The organism is Mesorhizobium sp. Root552, from assembly GCF_001427285.1.
GTDB lineage: Bacteria > Pseudomonadota > Alphaproteobacteria > Rhizobiales > Rhizobiaceae > Mesorhizobium.
In genome coordinates, this window is the sequence record NZ_LMFV01000023.1 from 159,404 (window position 1) to 173,197 (window position 13,794).

Consider the following 13,794-nt stretch of genomic DNA (forward strand, 5'->3'; position numbering starts at 1 on the left):
GTGGCGGGTTTTGGCGGCGTAGCTCCGCAAATTGTAGCTACTTGGAAGACGCGTCGGCCTGGATCACGATGCGGTCGGTCTTGTCGCCCTTGGGACGCTCCACCGGCATCTGCTCGCCGGTCACGATATAGTAGATCGTTTCGGCGATGTTGGTGGCGTGGTCGCCAATGCGCTCGATGTTCTTGGCGCAGAAAAGCAGGTGCGTACACGAGGTGATGTTGCGCGGATCTTCCATCATGTACGTTAGCAGCTCGCGAAACAGCGACGTGTACATCGCGTCGATCTGGTCGTCGCGGTCGCGCACGAAGCCGATCGTGTCGACCGAGCGCGACGCGTAGACGTCGAGCACTTCCTTCAACTGCGTAAGCGCAAGGTCCGAAAGCGCCTCGATGCCTCGAAACAGCGAGGTCGGCTGGCGTCCATCCGCCACGGAAGCTACGCGCTTGGCGACATTCTTGGCCAGGTCGCCCACGCGCTCCAAGTCCGCTGAAATGCGAATGACGCCCACGATTTCGCGCAGGTCCTTCGCCATCGGCTGGCGCTTGGCGATCAGCAGAATGGCCTTGTCGTCGATCTCGCGCTGCCCGTCATCAAGCACGGTGTCGTCGCCGACGACCTTACGGGCGAGATCCTGGTCCGCGCCGACAAGGGCGGCAATCGCCTGATCCACCATGCGCTCGGCATGACCGCCCATCGCAGCGATCCGCTTCGACAGATACTGCAGTTCCTCGTCGTAGGCGGTGACGATGTGTAGCGATTGCATGCGCGAAGACCTCCGGGACCTTTGACGATTCGGCCTCTTGAATCTGTGCTGATACGCTGCCCGCATGACAATTGCGCGAATGGCGTATCAGCCAAATCGCAGAGAGACTAACGCCTGCTTGCCCGCAAAGCTAGTTTGTCGGCAAATGAACGGTGAAGGCGGCCCCCTTGCCGAGTTCAGACTCGATGGACAGGCGGCCGTTGTGGCGCGTCAATATGTGCTTGACGATGGAGAGGCCGAGGCCGGTTCCCTTTTGTGATCGGCTGGTTTCGACATCGACCCGGTAGAACCGTTCGGTGACGCGCGGGATGTGTTCCTCGGCAATGCCCGGGCCGAAGTCGCGAATGGTCACGTCGATGCCGGGTTCCGGTCCCTTGGTGCTGGGCGCGATGGAGACGATGACCCTCTCGCCCGATTGGCCATATTTGCAGGCGTTTTCGAGCAGGTTTTCAAACACCTGGTAGAGTTCGTCGCGGTCGCCTGGAACCTCAAGCGCCCCGTCGGCAAAGTTCCGCTCGATTTCAAGGCCGCTGTCCTTGGCCAGCGGTGCAAGCGAATCGATGACGCTTTCGACCACGTTGCGCAGGTCGACGCGAACCCCGGACCTGTGAAACGACTTCATCTCAAGTCTCGACAAAGACAAGAGATCGTCGATCAGCCGCGCCATGCGCCCAGCCTGGTTCTGCATGATCTGCAGGAACTGCTCGCGGGCGGCAGGATCGTTGCGGGCCGGTCCGCGCAGCGTTTCGATGAAGCCGGAGATCGAGGCAAGCGGCGTGCGCATTTCATGGCTGGCATTGGCGATGAAGTCGGCTCGCATCCGGTCGATCCGGCGCGCCTCGCTCTGGTCCTTGAACACCAGAACGTAGAGACCGGTGCCGTGGCCTATGGCCGATGCGCTGACCCGATAGACCCGCTCGACGGGCAATTTTTCGACGTAGTCAATGGCTAGCGACGACACGCCGCCTGTCAGCATGTCTTCGATAAGCGCCTGCATTTCCGGCGCTCGGAATTTCAACGGCAGCGACATGCCTGCGGTTATGCTGCCGAAGATGGAAATGGCGGCGGCATTGGCGTGGACGACGGTCGCCGTCTGGTCGAACACGATCAGCGGCTCGGTAACGGCAGCAGCAAGGTGTTCCGCCGACAGCTGCGGCAAGATCCCGCCCTGTGCAGATGCGTCATGGTCCATGTCCGCCCGTCCGGTTTGCAGAGGCAATGCCATTGCGGCGATCACGAACCCCAGCATCGCCAGCGGGGCCACGAGAGGCGACAGAACGGAAAATGCCTGGACAGCGATCATCGCGACGATGCCTGCGGCAATCAGCCAGCCACTAGCCTGCAAGCGCTGCAAGGCACGCCGGCCCCAATTTTGTCGCTGACCATCCATATCGCTCATACGCGCCCCAATGGCTCGCCGGCACGGCAAATTCAGTCTGGACCGGTGCCGAAGCCCCCAATAGCATGAAGTTTCCAACTGGAAAGGTTCGCCTGAATGAAAAACTCCAATGACAACGCTGTGACAGCAGCGTCAGGACCGCTGAAAATTACGGTTGCGGGCAAGCAGCGCGAGTTCGATGTCGATGCTCCGGATCTTCCCGATTGGATCAAGGACAACAAGCTTACGGCAGGAGGTTATCCCTACGACAAGAAGATGAAGGGCGAGGAGTTCGAGCCCAAGCTCGAGGAGTTGCAGATTGAGCTGGTGAAGGCGCAAGCCTGGCTGCAGCGCACCGGACAGCGGGTTCTGGCCCTGTTCGAGGGGCGCGACGCTGCAGGCAAGGGTGGCACGATCTTCGTGCTGCGCCAGTACATGAACCCTAGAACGGCACGCAACGTGGCGCTGACCAAGCCGACGGAAACTGAAACCGGCCAATGGTATTTCCAGCGCTATGTGACCCATTTCCCGACCAAGGGAGAGTTCGTCACCTTTGACCGCTCCTGGTACAACCGCGCCGGTGTCGAGCCGGTCATGGGTTTCTGCACGCCTGAGCAGCACGAGCAATTCCTGAACGAAGCGCCGCGCTTCGAAAAGATGATCCGCAACGAAGGCATCCATTTCTTCAAGTTCTGGCTGGATATCGGCCAGGAAACGCAACTCGAGCGGTTTCATGACCGCCGTCACAGCCCGCTGAAGAACTGGAAGTTCTCGCCGATCGACGTTGCCGGCCTGTCAAAATGGGACGCCTACACAAAGGCGCGAAACCAGATGATCGAAAGGACCCACAGCAAGGAAGCGCCGTGGATCGTCGTGCGCGCCAACGACAAGCGGCGCGCAAGGCTTTCGACCATTCGCCGCATCCTGTTATCTCTGCCTTATGATGGGCGTGATCTGGACGTCATCGGCAAGGAGGACAAGAAGATCATCAATGAGGGCAACTCGTTGTTGCTGGCATAGGCGGGCAGCGGCCTAGCCGCCGCTCGCAGGAGGCATCGCAGCCGCCAGCACCTGTCGGTGTGGCGTCTTTTCCCAATGGAATGGGCGCTTCCACAACTGAAGCACTGCCCGCCATCCGGCGTAGGACATCATGGCCCAATAGATCGGGGTAAGGGCGACGATCTTCCAGAAGCCGCGACGCTGGTTTTTTGCCAGCGTTTGCCAGCCAAGCAGCAGGAACGACAGATACCCGCAGGTGATGTTGATGACGTCGACAATCAGCAGAGCGGAATGGACGGGACCGGACGAGGCCGTCAGCAGCAACTGAACCAGCCCGAAGCAGAAAGTGGCCAGCAGAAGCGGGTGAAGCAGCGACGAAGCCAGCATGCCGGCAAACAGCACTTGCGCGATCACGAATGAGCGCGGCCCAAGGTCGCCGGCCAGTTTCACCGGGTCGCGCATATGCACCAGCCAGGTCTGCGCCCAACCCTTGAACCATTATCCATTGACGTTTACACTCGTCTCCAAAAAGTGAGCCTTATTTGAATGTTAACTCAATTTTCATGCCTGGGCGTGCGTGCGTGTCCACGCCAATCCAAGGAAATTGTTGCTATAGTGTTGCTATAACGCGCGAAAAGGAATCACACTGTGCGTAAGAGGCTGACCGCCGTAGTTTTGGATTCCCTCCGAGCGCGAGGAGCAGCCTACTATGTGTCGGACGAGCAACAGACTGGATTGCGTGTTCGTGTTGCCCCAACAGGTGTTCTGACATGGGGGTTGGTCTACCGGATCAAGGGGACGGGTTCTCCAAAAAGTGTGTCCTTGGGAAAGTGTGATCCACACGGTCGAAATGGCCTCGGATTATCTGAAGCTCGTGAGCGGGCGGCAGAAATCATCAAAGCAGCGCGACAATCGCGGGACTTGCTGGATGAAGAACGCGGGGAGCGCGATGCCCTGCGCGACGCGCTGACCATTCATGAACTTATCGAACGATACGTAAAGAGTATTCGAAGCCCGCATAGAAAAGGCGGAGCGTTGCGTACAGCCGACGACATTGAAAGCCGTCTGCTGCGGGCATTAGGTGCCAAACTTGCAGGGGCTGCAGACAGCCTTCGACGAAGCGATATCAGCGATCTTCTGGACGTGATTGCGGAAAAAACCCCGCGAGAGGCAGAGAAGCGCCGGCAAGTTATTGGCGCCATGTATCGTTGGGGTGTGGCCAAGGGGTATGTGGCGATGGATCCGACAGCAGGCGCCGAAGTTTACGGCCGCGGAGAGCCTCGCGACCGTGTCCTGTCGCCAGCAGAAATCAAACTGCTATGGGACTGGCTGGACGCAGGTGCAGACAGCATGCCGGCGGACTGTATTGCGGCGCTTAAGCTTCAGTTGTGCACTGGTGCCCGGATCGGAGAGGTCAGTGGTATGGTGGCCTCCGAGTTGGTCGAAGATGGAAATCGATTGTTGTGGGTGCTCCCATCTACGCGCTCCAAGAACAAGAAGGAACGCATCACCCCGTTGATCGGCAACGCGCGAAATATCGCCAAGCAGGCGCTTTCACGACATAAGAATGGGGCGCTGTTCCGGGCGGCAATGTCGGAAAGGGCGCTAAAAGCTACCGATCTTGGGCATGCCCTCAAGCATCGCAAACTTCCTTGCGCGCATTTCACCACTCACGATCTGCGACGGACCGCTGTCAGCGGCATGGATGAGCTGGGGATTTCCTTGGAAACGATTGCCGCCGTCGTAGGTCATCAGCGCGGGACCAAGGACACGCGCACTTTGGTTCGGCATTACAGCCGCCCTCAACTCGATAACCGAATAGAGGCAGCTCTGAAGGCTTGGGACACGCGTTTAACAGAAATTGTCTCCAACCGAAACCGGGCGAAAGGTGACTCGGTCATTCAGTTTCGGCCCGATTTTTCGCGAGATATTGGATGACGTAGTGTTCATTGGGATACAGACTTGACCTAAACGCTGTAGAGGAATATATTCCCTTACGAGCAAGCGTAAATTCCTCTGATTGAAGTCGCTGCGCAATCTGCAACCCGAGTCCGGGGCGGATTCCGTAGGCGAAGGCCGTCCCTTAAACGTAAGGATTGGCCTCTAATGACGCAATTAGCCGTTAGCATCCCCCAAGCTGCAACAATGATCGGAATAAGTCGGTCATCGCTTTATCTGCTTTTCCAGGACGGTAGCCTCACGCCTCGAAAAAGTGGAAAGCGGACTCTCATACTTGTTTCGGATCTCGAACGGTATGTGTCCAATCTGCCGTCAGCTGAAATCCGCTCCCCCAAGTACGAAGCCGCTTAGCCCCGTTAACAACTGCATTGCGCCGACTGCGGGGCAAAGAAAAGCCCAGCGTAGCAAAAGCTCGGCCGGGCAAATTTGGAAAAATCAATATGAACATTGATAACACGTCCTCGGCGGAAAACCAAGCGCCGAGCTTATCTGCCATTTTCGATGTGGAATCTACAACTGCAATTGTTGAGCATGGCTGCAATCGGTCCGCTATCCCGCTCGATACTGTTTCCCCCGATTGGGCAAAGTTCATTCACATTTCGGATCTTCAGCCGTCGGATGTTCCGGGTCCCCATAAATTCGAAACGATCCCACTTCGTCGAGTGATACGAGCAGCAGATCTAATCATCATCATGCTCTTTCACGAAGACGTGCGAGGCGTGTTTGGCACTCAGGCCAGCCGTCAGGACGTTCTACTCACCATTGCGGACGTGTGGAATCATATGCAGCGTCGCAAAGCAGTGACGGTTGTAAAAACACGATGGGAATGGTTGGCGCCCTGGGAGGCACGCTTGCATGACGAGGCATTACCGGGCACCGAGATAACGGTTGTGGACGGCGCCGGCGCTCGGCGGCTCCAATTTCGGCGGCGCGGACAGTCGAAAAGACTGCGGTCAAGATCATGAGGTTGGCCGATGTCCGAATTTTCATTTGAAACCGAGTACGCTGTCGAGTTTCTGCAGTCCTTCGATCCGAGCGGCTGGCACAATCTAGTCGCGATCGATCCAGAAGGCGGCGGTCCCATCGGCCGTACTTTCCCCCCTAACGCATTCCATGAAATTTCGAAATTCGTAGAACGGCACAACGGCAAGCGGAACCTATATTTCACTGTTAACGAGCCGTCGGCCACCGCGCCGCACAAGAAACTGGAAAAGGGCGATATTGGCACCATACGTGCCGTGTTTACCGATATCGACCCCGCCGACGCAAACCTCACCAAAGAGCGCCAGCGACTTAAAGCGCTAGCATTCGCTTCCGACGCCGATATCGTGATCGATAGCGGGGGAGGCGTTCAACTCTTTTGGCAACTCGCTTCGAAAATCCCCGCGGCCGATTTTGAATGGGCCGAAGGGTGCTGCCGCCGCTTGGGAAAAGACTTCGGGGGCGACAACACATGGAACGTCGATCGGCTTATGCGGTTGCCGTACACAGTCAACTTGCCAGATGCCAAGAAGCGGGCGAAAGGTCGATCAAAGGCGATTGCAACCGTGCTCCGCACGCAGCGAGGGCGATGGACACGCGACGCTCTTGAACAGGCGTTCCCGCCAATTGCCAGTGATCGGATCGGCCAGGACCGCAGTTCCGAAACGAGGGAAACGAGTAAAAGGATTCTGGCAAGCGACTACACTAGCTTTGCAGAATACGATGATCTTCCTGTTGACCTGCGTGATCGTCTCGCGGCCGCATTGTCGAAAGACCCAGGCCTCGATCAACTTTGGCACGGCGAGGGCGCTGGGAATGAATTTCGCTTCGAATTGGCCGCCAAATTGAAAGCACTCGATTTCGAAGTGGAAGATTATGCTCGTCTCGCGAACATTTGGCAGCGATCGACATCGAAACCAGAACGCCCGTCCGCCAGAGAGCTTGCACGAGATTGGGTTCGAAGCCCATCGATTATGTCGGCTGCAGATGAATTTGGCGTGGTGGAGATAGAGATACCCATCCGGCCAGAAAAGCGGCGAGGATTTTACACGCTAGGTTTGCAGGAAGTAATCGAAAGAGCGCAAGCCGATGACACCGTCCCTCTGATCGAACACGTCCTGGATCAAGGCACTCTGGCCGTGTTGTACGGCAAGCCAAACTGCGGAAAATCGTTTGTCGCACTTGATATGGCCTTCGCCATTGCTGGCGCTGTTCCTTGGGCTGGGCACGGTGTTTCGCAAGGGTCAGTGCTCTACGTGGCTGCTGAAGGCGGCCGGGGCGTAAATCAGCGTATTCGCGCCATCGTGCAAAAGCGGCAAATCGCATGTGACACGCCATTCGCTTTGGCGCCATGTTCGATTGACCTGTTTGACGGAGCGGCAGATGTAAAGGCGGTAATCGCCGCTGCCCATGCATTGTCCGCCCAACACGCCGCGCCATTGCGCATGGTCGTTATAGACACTCTCGCCCGCTCTTTTGGCGCCGGTGACGAAAACACAGTCAAGGACATGACCAAGTGCATTCGCAATTTGGACGCCATACGTGAGGCGACCCAAGCTACAATTCTTGTCATTCATCACAGTGGCAAAGACGCGTCCAAAGGCGCGCGTGGAAGTTCAGCTTTGCTTGGTGCAGCGGATACGGAAATCGAAATTGCTGATCGTCACTTCCGAACGACAAAGCAGCGCGATATGCCGCTCCTTCCTGCGGATATTCGATTTGATCTGCAATCGGTCGACCTCGGCCTTAATCGAGCCGGTCAGCATGTGTCATCCTGTGTTGTTCAGTTTCTTACAGGCACGGAATTCGATCCGATACCACTTGCACCTGCCGCAGAGAAACTCAGGCAATCTCTAGTCGCTGCACTCTCCACTTCTGCAGAGAACGAGGTGTCGTGGGCCGCCTGGATGGAAGCCCACTGCACTGCCACCGATCCCGCATGGCACCTTGGCTCCGATCTGCCGCGAGGGTGTTCACCGTCAAATCTTCGGAAGCTGCGTAACGAAGTCATCGAATGTGGCCACGCGAAATCGATATCGGATGACATGTTCGCACTTGCGTAATCCGAAACCTGATCGGAATCCCAATACCTCTTGCAAACATTCCATAGGCTAAAAGTAGCCATTGGCCGCGCAAAATCCGATTGCGCGGCCCATCTGATACGCTCAATAGGCAATTTAAGCGCGCAAGTTGCGCAGCAGTCGCTCAATGCACTTATCCTATTGATATAACTGGATAAAAATGACATGCGCGCATTGTGCGCAATTGCCGCGCAATTGGGCGGCCAAGCCCACTGCGCGCTCAACCACCTATATAGGTTGAGCGCTGGGTGGCGGACGATCAAAATTGCCTGTGGGCGCTACCTTGTGGGTGCATTGGAAACCCACAAACGCGCCTTGTTTACCCGGTGCCGCCACTGTGGGATTGGCCGACATTCAACTCGCGCGTTGACCTGCGATATCAAATCCATGCAGTCCTCATACGACGCCGGGTGAGACTGCTCCCCTGCGTGGGCGACTTCCTCTGTGTCTCCGGGCGCCATCAGATACCACTCCGCAGTCGCTGTGCTAGACAGATAGAAGGCCAATCCGCCACCGACTGCCAGCCCCAAGAGAAAGCGCCCCATAGTCTTCGTACCCTGACGACTCACGCTCCACCAAGCGCAGCCGGCGTACCGTGCGCCCAATAAAAATGGCTCGTCAATCATGCCGTACGTCCACATTCCGACTGGTGCGGGGTGACAAAATAGGATATTATTCCTACAATTGGTCTTTGCGATGGATACCGGAATGCCTCTGTTCGAACTCGAAGCCCCCGACGGCGCCAAATACGAAGTCGAAGCCCCTGACGAACACTCTGCCGTCGCTGCGTTCAAGAAGATGACGGCGCAGCAGACGGCTAAGCCCAGAGGGGGGCTATTCGATGACCTCATTCCGTCGGGAACGACGCATGCGCCTCGCTCTTCCCAACCGATCCAGATACAAGCGCCGGACGGCTCGCTCGTCGAGTTCCCCGACGGGACCGATGACGAAACTACCAAAGGCGTCATGCGCAAAAACTTCGGCGGTCCGGCGCCACAGCCAAAAAAGCCAGGTTTGTTCGACGACCTCATCCCGCAGGAAACAAATCAGGCGTCAGGCGCGGGCCTTTTTGATGACCTGATTCCGCAATCCCGCTCTCAGGCATATACGGATGCCGCAGGCGAGCTTTCTACCCTCACACAGGATTTGAACGCCTCGCCCGCTGTGGAGGACAAAGATGCCCTCTACGTGTTGCAACGCGGCAATCGAGGTATCGCTGACTTTCTAGGTGGCCCTGTCGATCTTGCTGCCGCTGGGGTGAACATCGGTGCGCTGGGCGCTGACAAACTGGCCAGCATCTTCGGCGCCAGCGTTCCGTATCGCGTCGAAAAGCCGTTCATGGGGTCCGACTGGATTGCTGACCGAACGTCCGCAGCGAATGAAGCATTGGGCGGCGAAACAGTTTCGCCCGATGAAGTTTCGGGAGTCGCCCGCGTTCTCGGCGAAGCGACCAGATTTGGGACTGGCGCGGTGTTGGGCGGTGGCTTGCTCGCAAGCGGGCCTGTGCAGATGGCCACGCAGGGGAGGGGCCGGGTTGCAGACATTCTACGCGGCTATACGGCGCCATATAGGGACTCACCCCGAGCCATGATCGGCGACGCTGCCGCAGGGGCTGGTGCGGGCGCCACTATGACAGGCTACGAAGACTTTGTGCCGGAGGACGTTCAGGAAAAGCTCGGCCCTGTCGGTCCGGCCGCCGCGGCAATGTTAGGCGGGATGGGTGGGGCAACCGGCCATGCCATTGTGAGTGGCGCCAAGGATGCTACGATCAATCTTGGTCGCAACGTTATTCTGGGAAAGTCGGACCCGGCCGCGCCTATGTCCGAAAGCACGGGTCGACCTTACTCACGCTCGGAGATGGATGAAGCGGCGCGGTCGGTTCAGGCTCAGGCGTCCAACCCCACAGCCGCTGCAGCTCGAATACGCGAAAGCGCGGAAGGTCTGCGGTCGGTTAGCGGCGAGGCTTCCTTGCCGACAACAGGCGCGCTTTCAGGCGATGCGGGCCTGGCGTTGCTAGAGCGCGAAGCCCGTTCGCGCGAACCCCGGCCTTTCATCGAACGCGATCGTGCCGTCAATTCTCGTGCTGCCGATCTGGTGACAAGCACATCACCAGCGGAGGCGGTTTCACGTGACTTCACCGAAAGTGCAAATCAGCTACAACATTCCCGTGAGCAGGCTGCGCGCGGCAATCTCGAAACTGCAAGACAGGCAGAGCAGGGTCACGCTGAACAACTTCGCAACCTGGGCGCCCCCGTAGCCGCCGCCGTCGGTCAAAAGGTGCCGGCTAGCCAAAATCTCGATGCCTTAGTGGTCGGCGAATCCCTGGTTCCGATGCAGGCTCGAAAGAACGAAGCTTTTGCCGCCGTTGACCCCAACAGGAGCGTCGTGCGGGACGCCCGGCCGCTGGTACAGTCCGCGCAGGCCATCCGTGACGGACTTGGGCGGCTCAATGATCCCGGCAGCGTGCTGCCCACACGTACGCTCGATCGTATTGCTGCACTGGCGCCGGATGCCGGGGGAAACGGAACTATAACATTCGGTGAACTGAACGCACTTCGGCCGGAATTGTCCGCCGGGCTGGCAAAAGCAAGGGCGTCAGGTGATTTCGCTCTTGCTGACAACATCCAGGCCCTCCAGCGAGCGCTAAACCGCGAAACGGACACACTCGCCCGCGAGGCTTCGCCGGCAGGTCAGCGAGCGGCGGAAGCGCAACGCGTCTACAATGATGAATTCGCACCTATCTGGAACGTCGGCCCCGGTGATGAGGCGACACGCTTTCGCAGGGACGTGAACGCCGATCGAGCCGCGCGGACGCAATCCCCACCGTCGACCACAGCGGGCCGTTTCCTCCGGGCTGGCCAACCAGAGAAAGTTGACGCTCTGCGGCGGATCATGACTTCGATGCCCGATCAAGCAGCAGCGGCAGCGGAAGTTAGACGCTACCTCGTAGCGGACTTGGCCGAGAGTGGCGTGATTGACGCAACATCCGGCCATCTCCGGCCCGACGCCTTGCGGCGCTGGCGCAGCCAATGGGGCAATAGTCTCGATGTCGCGCCAGGTTTCGGTGCTGAAGTGGACGACTTGCTGCGACGCACCGACGACGGCGCCCTGCGCCTCGGCCAACTCGCGCGCGATGTGCGCTCGGCGGAAATGAAACTGGACGACGTTACCAAAAATCGCGGTGCGCTTGGGTTGGTGCTGGGCAAGGATCCGGTAAATGCGGTTTCCTCAATCTTCAGGTCTGGTGATCCCGAAAACTCGATGAAGGGTGTACTTCGCGAGATTGGCAGCAACAGCCGGGCCAAAGACGGGCTGAAAGCATCTGTCGTCGATTATATGATGCAGCGGGTCAGCACGCCTGCCGTGCAGAAGACTGTCGATGCGGCCCGCCCGGTCAGTTTCGACAAGCTGGAGAATCTGTTTAACGAGCACGAAAATACCCTAGCGTCGGTCTTCTCACCCGAAGAAATGAATACGCTGCGCCAGGCTCACCGGCTTCTGAAGCCGCAGAAGGAACTTTCCCAGCCGGGAAGTGCGGGTTCGCTCTATGAGCGCCGGAAGACGGAGCAGGCGTGGGCCTTGCTGGAAGGTGGTCTGAAGGCGCGTTACGGTGTGCTGAAGGGTGGCGGCATTCTTCGTACAGTTCGCATATTCATGTCGACGCTGCCGAACCAGGAGGAGGCTGTAAAGGACATCATTCTGCGTATGCATTTCGATCCTGAACTGGCAGGACACTTGCTTGGCCGCAACGTGAAGGTGGACACGCCGCTTTGGAACGCCAAGCTGAACAAGCTGTTGGCAGCGGCAACTGGCGCTCGGGAGAGCGTTTCGCCTGAAGACCAAGGGGCGCACGACTAGATATGAAGGGATGCTTAGGAGGGCGGCGTGGCCCGCCGCCGTCTGAACCTACGGATAGTTCTGCTTTTTCAGGCTCGATTTCGGCGGCTCCTTGGCGAACACGATCCCACATCCTTTTCGATTTGAGGCGTCCTCGATAGCCTGCATCTCGCCCTTGAGCCGCGCAACGTCGGCAGCCGCTGCCCCATCTCCACTAGCCAAAAAGAGAGCAGGCCAGAAGACAATCATTCCGACAGCAACGAGTGCAGCGTCCTGGCCCGCCTTCTTGTTTTGAACACCGGCCGCTTGGGCGGCACGGCTAGAGACGGTTGCGGCCTCCACGGCCAACTGTTCGCAGCTGAGATTTTGATAAAGTATTGGCGAGACGTAGCTGGCCTGTATCTTGTCGGGCGCAGTTGCACAACTAGCCACCATCAGCGCGGCGCCAAACGCCGCTCCGGTCGAGTATTTCATTTTTACATTCCCCCAAATTGCCCCTGCCCAATAGATGCTCATTTCAGAGTTGAGGCAATGCGATCTAGTTGGGCCAGATCGGAGGGAAGGGAAATCCATCCGGCGAACATTGGCCCGTCGCATAAGGCGGTCTGTGGTTACGATATGGATTTGAAGGGAGCCGGAGTGCAATCTACCCACGCGGTAATTCCAATCGACACCGTGAAGTCGATCGATGAACTGACCTGCAGATTGGACGAAGCTGGCCGACACTATCCCGAAACGCTTGTCGCGCAGCTGAAGGGCACACTGGCCCACAATGTCGGCCAGTTCATCACTTCGTCGGTTGGCATCGCCGCCAACCCGCAGCTTGCGAAGATCGCTTGCAAGGTCGGCAAGAAGGCTGGTGAGCGCTACGGCAACGGCTTGATGATCTGGCAGCCGGAAGACCTTCCCGCACCTCTATTCAAGCTCAACCTGGACGATATTCCGGGAATAGGTAGCGGCATGGAGCGGCGGTTGTTGCGCGCCAGTATCCAGACCGTAGAACAGCTCTACAACACCGAACCGAAGCACATGCGCAGGATATGGCGTAACGTCACCGGCGAGCGGCTTTGGTATGCGCTTCACGGCTACGACATTCAGGCGCCCGAGGCAGAACGCGGGATGTTCGGGCACGGCCGCGTGTTGCCGCCCGAAAGCCGGTCATTGGGGGGGTGCCTATCAGCTTCGCCGGTCTATGGGCCTACAATCCCGGCCTCGACCTCACCAGTTGCACGATCCTCACGGCTGCCGCGCAGGAACCGATGGCGAAGTTGCACACTCGTCAACCAATAATACTTGACCCTGCCGCCCATGATGCCTGGCTCGATCCCGCCACGGGGGTTTCGGACGCGAAGTCGCTGTTGAAACAAGATATAGACGGCGACCTGCAATTCTATCGCGTAGGCCGCGAGGTGAATGTCACAAGAGGCGGTGCCGACCATGCCGGAATGATTGGACCTCTCAACCCTTCATAAAGGACAGGACGATGGCAGAGCGTGACGGAAAGCGCATCAAGCCCCTGATACCGGTGGGTTTCAGCACAGGCGTATTCCCTGATGAAACACCCCCGGTTGCCTCGCTGACGATCGATACGAAAGAAGGGTCGTACACCTTCGCCATCAACAACGAATCTTGCGCCATCCTGAAAGAGGTGGTGGCGCACCTGGAAACGGTCGTAAATCAGCACGAAGCGCCATGACGCCAGAGCGCCCGCACGAACCGCAGATTGGCCCGGCCGGCAAACTGATCATCGCCGCAATCGTCGCTTTCGGTCTGTGGGCTGCATTCGGCTGGCTGAT

The 13,794-nt window shown here is 58.2% G+C and carries 13 protein-coding genes; 9 read left to right on the forward strand and 4 right to left on the reverse strand.

The annotated features are described in order from the left end of the window. Positions 1-37: 37 nt before the first annotated feature. Complete coding sequence (gene phoU, locus ASD50_RS11540; RefSeq protein WP_056240860.1) at positions 38-763, reverse strand: phosphate signaling complex protein PhoU; 726 nt, start codon at positions 761-763, stop codon at positions 38-40. 130 nt (positions 764-893) lie between these two features. Next, positions 894-2,162 carry a sensor histidine kinase gene (locus ASD50_RS11545; RefSeq protein WP_056240862.1) on the reverse strand — a complete coding sequence of 423 codons (1,269 nt, stop codon included), beginning with the start codon at positions 2,160-2,162 and terminating at the stop codon, positions 894-896. Between the two features lie 96 nt (positions 2,163-2,258). Here ASD50_RS11545 and ppk2 point away from each other — a divergent pair, with 96 nt between their 5' ends. Beyond that, complete coding sequence (gene ppk2 / locus ASD50_RS11550) at positions 2,259-3,161, forward strand: polyphosphate kinase 2 (RefSeq protein WP_056240865.1); 903 nt, start codon at positions 2,259-2,261, stop codon at positions 3,159-3,161. A gap of 12 nt (positions 3,162-3,173) precedes the next feature. Here the strand turns inward: ppk2 and ASD50_RS11555 are convergent, their stop codons facing one another. After that, a complete protein-coding gene (locus ASD50_RS11555) occupies positions 3,174-3,608 on the reverse strand; it encodes a hypothetical protein (RefSeq protein WP_156465040.1) in 435 nt (144 codons plus the stop codon). Between the two features lie 243 nt (positions 3,609-3,851). Here ASD50_RS11555 and ASD50_RS11560 point away from each other — a divergent pair, with 243 nt between their 5' ends. The 5 genes from ASD50_RS11560 to ASD50_RS11580 all read left to right on the forward strand — a co-directional run bounded on the left by ASD50_RS11560 (position 3,852) and on the right by ASD50_RS11580 (position 12,019). Next, the gene (locus ASD50_RS11560) at positions 3,852-5,078 is read left to right on the forward strand and encodes an integrase family protein (RefSeq protein WP_244484498.1); all 1,227 of its coding nucleotides are present in this window, start codon (positions 3,852-3,854) and stop codon (positions 5,076-5,078) included. A 168-nt stretch (positions 5,079-5,246) separates the two neighbouring features. Then, positions 5,247-5,450 (forward strand): helix-turn-helix domain-containing protein, encoded by a 204-nt coding sequence (locus ASD50_RS24265; protein ID WP_082549602.1) that lies wholly within the window; start codon positions 5,247-5,249, stop codon positions 5,448-5,450. Between the two features lie 89 nt (positions 5,451-5,539). Further along, positions 5,540-6,064: a hypothetical protein gene (locus tag ASD50_RS11565; RefSeq protein ID WP_056240873.1), complete on the forward strand. Its 525-nt coding sequence runs from the start codon at positions 5,540-5,542 to the stop codon at positions 6,062-6,064. Between the two features lie 9 nt (positions 6,065-6,073). Further along, on the forward strand, positions 6,074-8,143 hold the full coding sequence (locus ASD50_RS11570) for a helicase RepA family protein (protein ID WP_056240874.1): 2,070 nt from the start codon (positions 6,074-6,076) through the stop codon (positions 8,141-8,143). 726 nt (positions 8,144-8,869) lie between these two features. Next, positions 8,870-12,019, forward strand: a complete 3,150-nt coding sequence (locus ASD50_RS11580; RefSeq protein ID WP_156465041.1) for a hypothetical protein — start codon at positions 8,870-8,872, stop codon at positions 12,017-12,019. A gap of 48 nt (positions 12,020-12,067) precedes the next feature. On the opposite strand, the gene ASD50_RS11585 is transcribed toward ASD50_RS11580, so the two are convergent. Beyond that, a complete protein-coding gene (locus tag ASD50_RS11585) occupies positions 12,068-12,472 on the reverse strand; it encodes a hypothetical protein (RefSeq protein ID WP_056241490.1) in 405 nt (134 codons plus the stop codon). A 165-nt stretch (positions 12,473-12,637) separates the two neighbouring features. Between ASD50_RS11585 and ASD50_RS23855 the strand changes: the two genes are divergently transcribed. Genes ASD50_RS23855 through ASD50_RS11595 form a run of 3 tightly spaced genes read left to right on the forward strand, consistent with a single transcriptional unit; the run spans position 12,638 to position 13,694 of the window. Then, positions 12,638-13,288, forward strand: coding sequence for a DNA polymerase thumb domain-containing protein (locus ASD50_RS23855; RefSeq protein ID WP_244484508.1), 651 nt, complete (start codon positions 12,638-12,640; stop codon positions 13,286-13,288). Beyond that, a complete protein-coding gene (locus ASD50_RS22475) occupies positions 13,174-13,470 on the forward strand; it encodes an SOS response-associated peptidase family protein (protein ID WP_244484507.1) in 297 nt (98 codons plus the stop codon). The genes ASD50_RS23855 and ASD50_RS22475 overlap by 115 nt, the downstream gene beginning before the upstream one ends. An 11-nt stretch (positions 13,471-13,481) precedes the next feature. Then, complete coding sequence (locus ASD50_RS11595; protein WP_056240887.1) at positions 13,482-13,694, forward strand: hypothetical protein; 213 nt, start codon at positions 13,482-13,484, stop codon at positions 13,692-13,694. Positions 13,695-13,794: the final 100 nt, after the last annotated feature.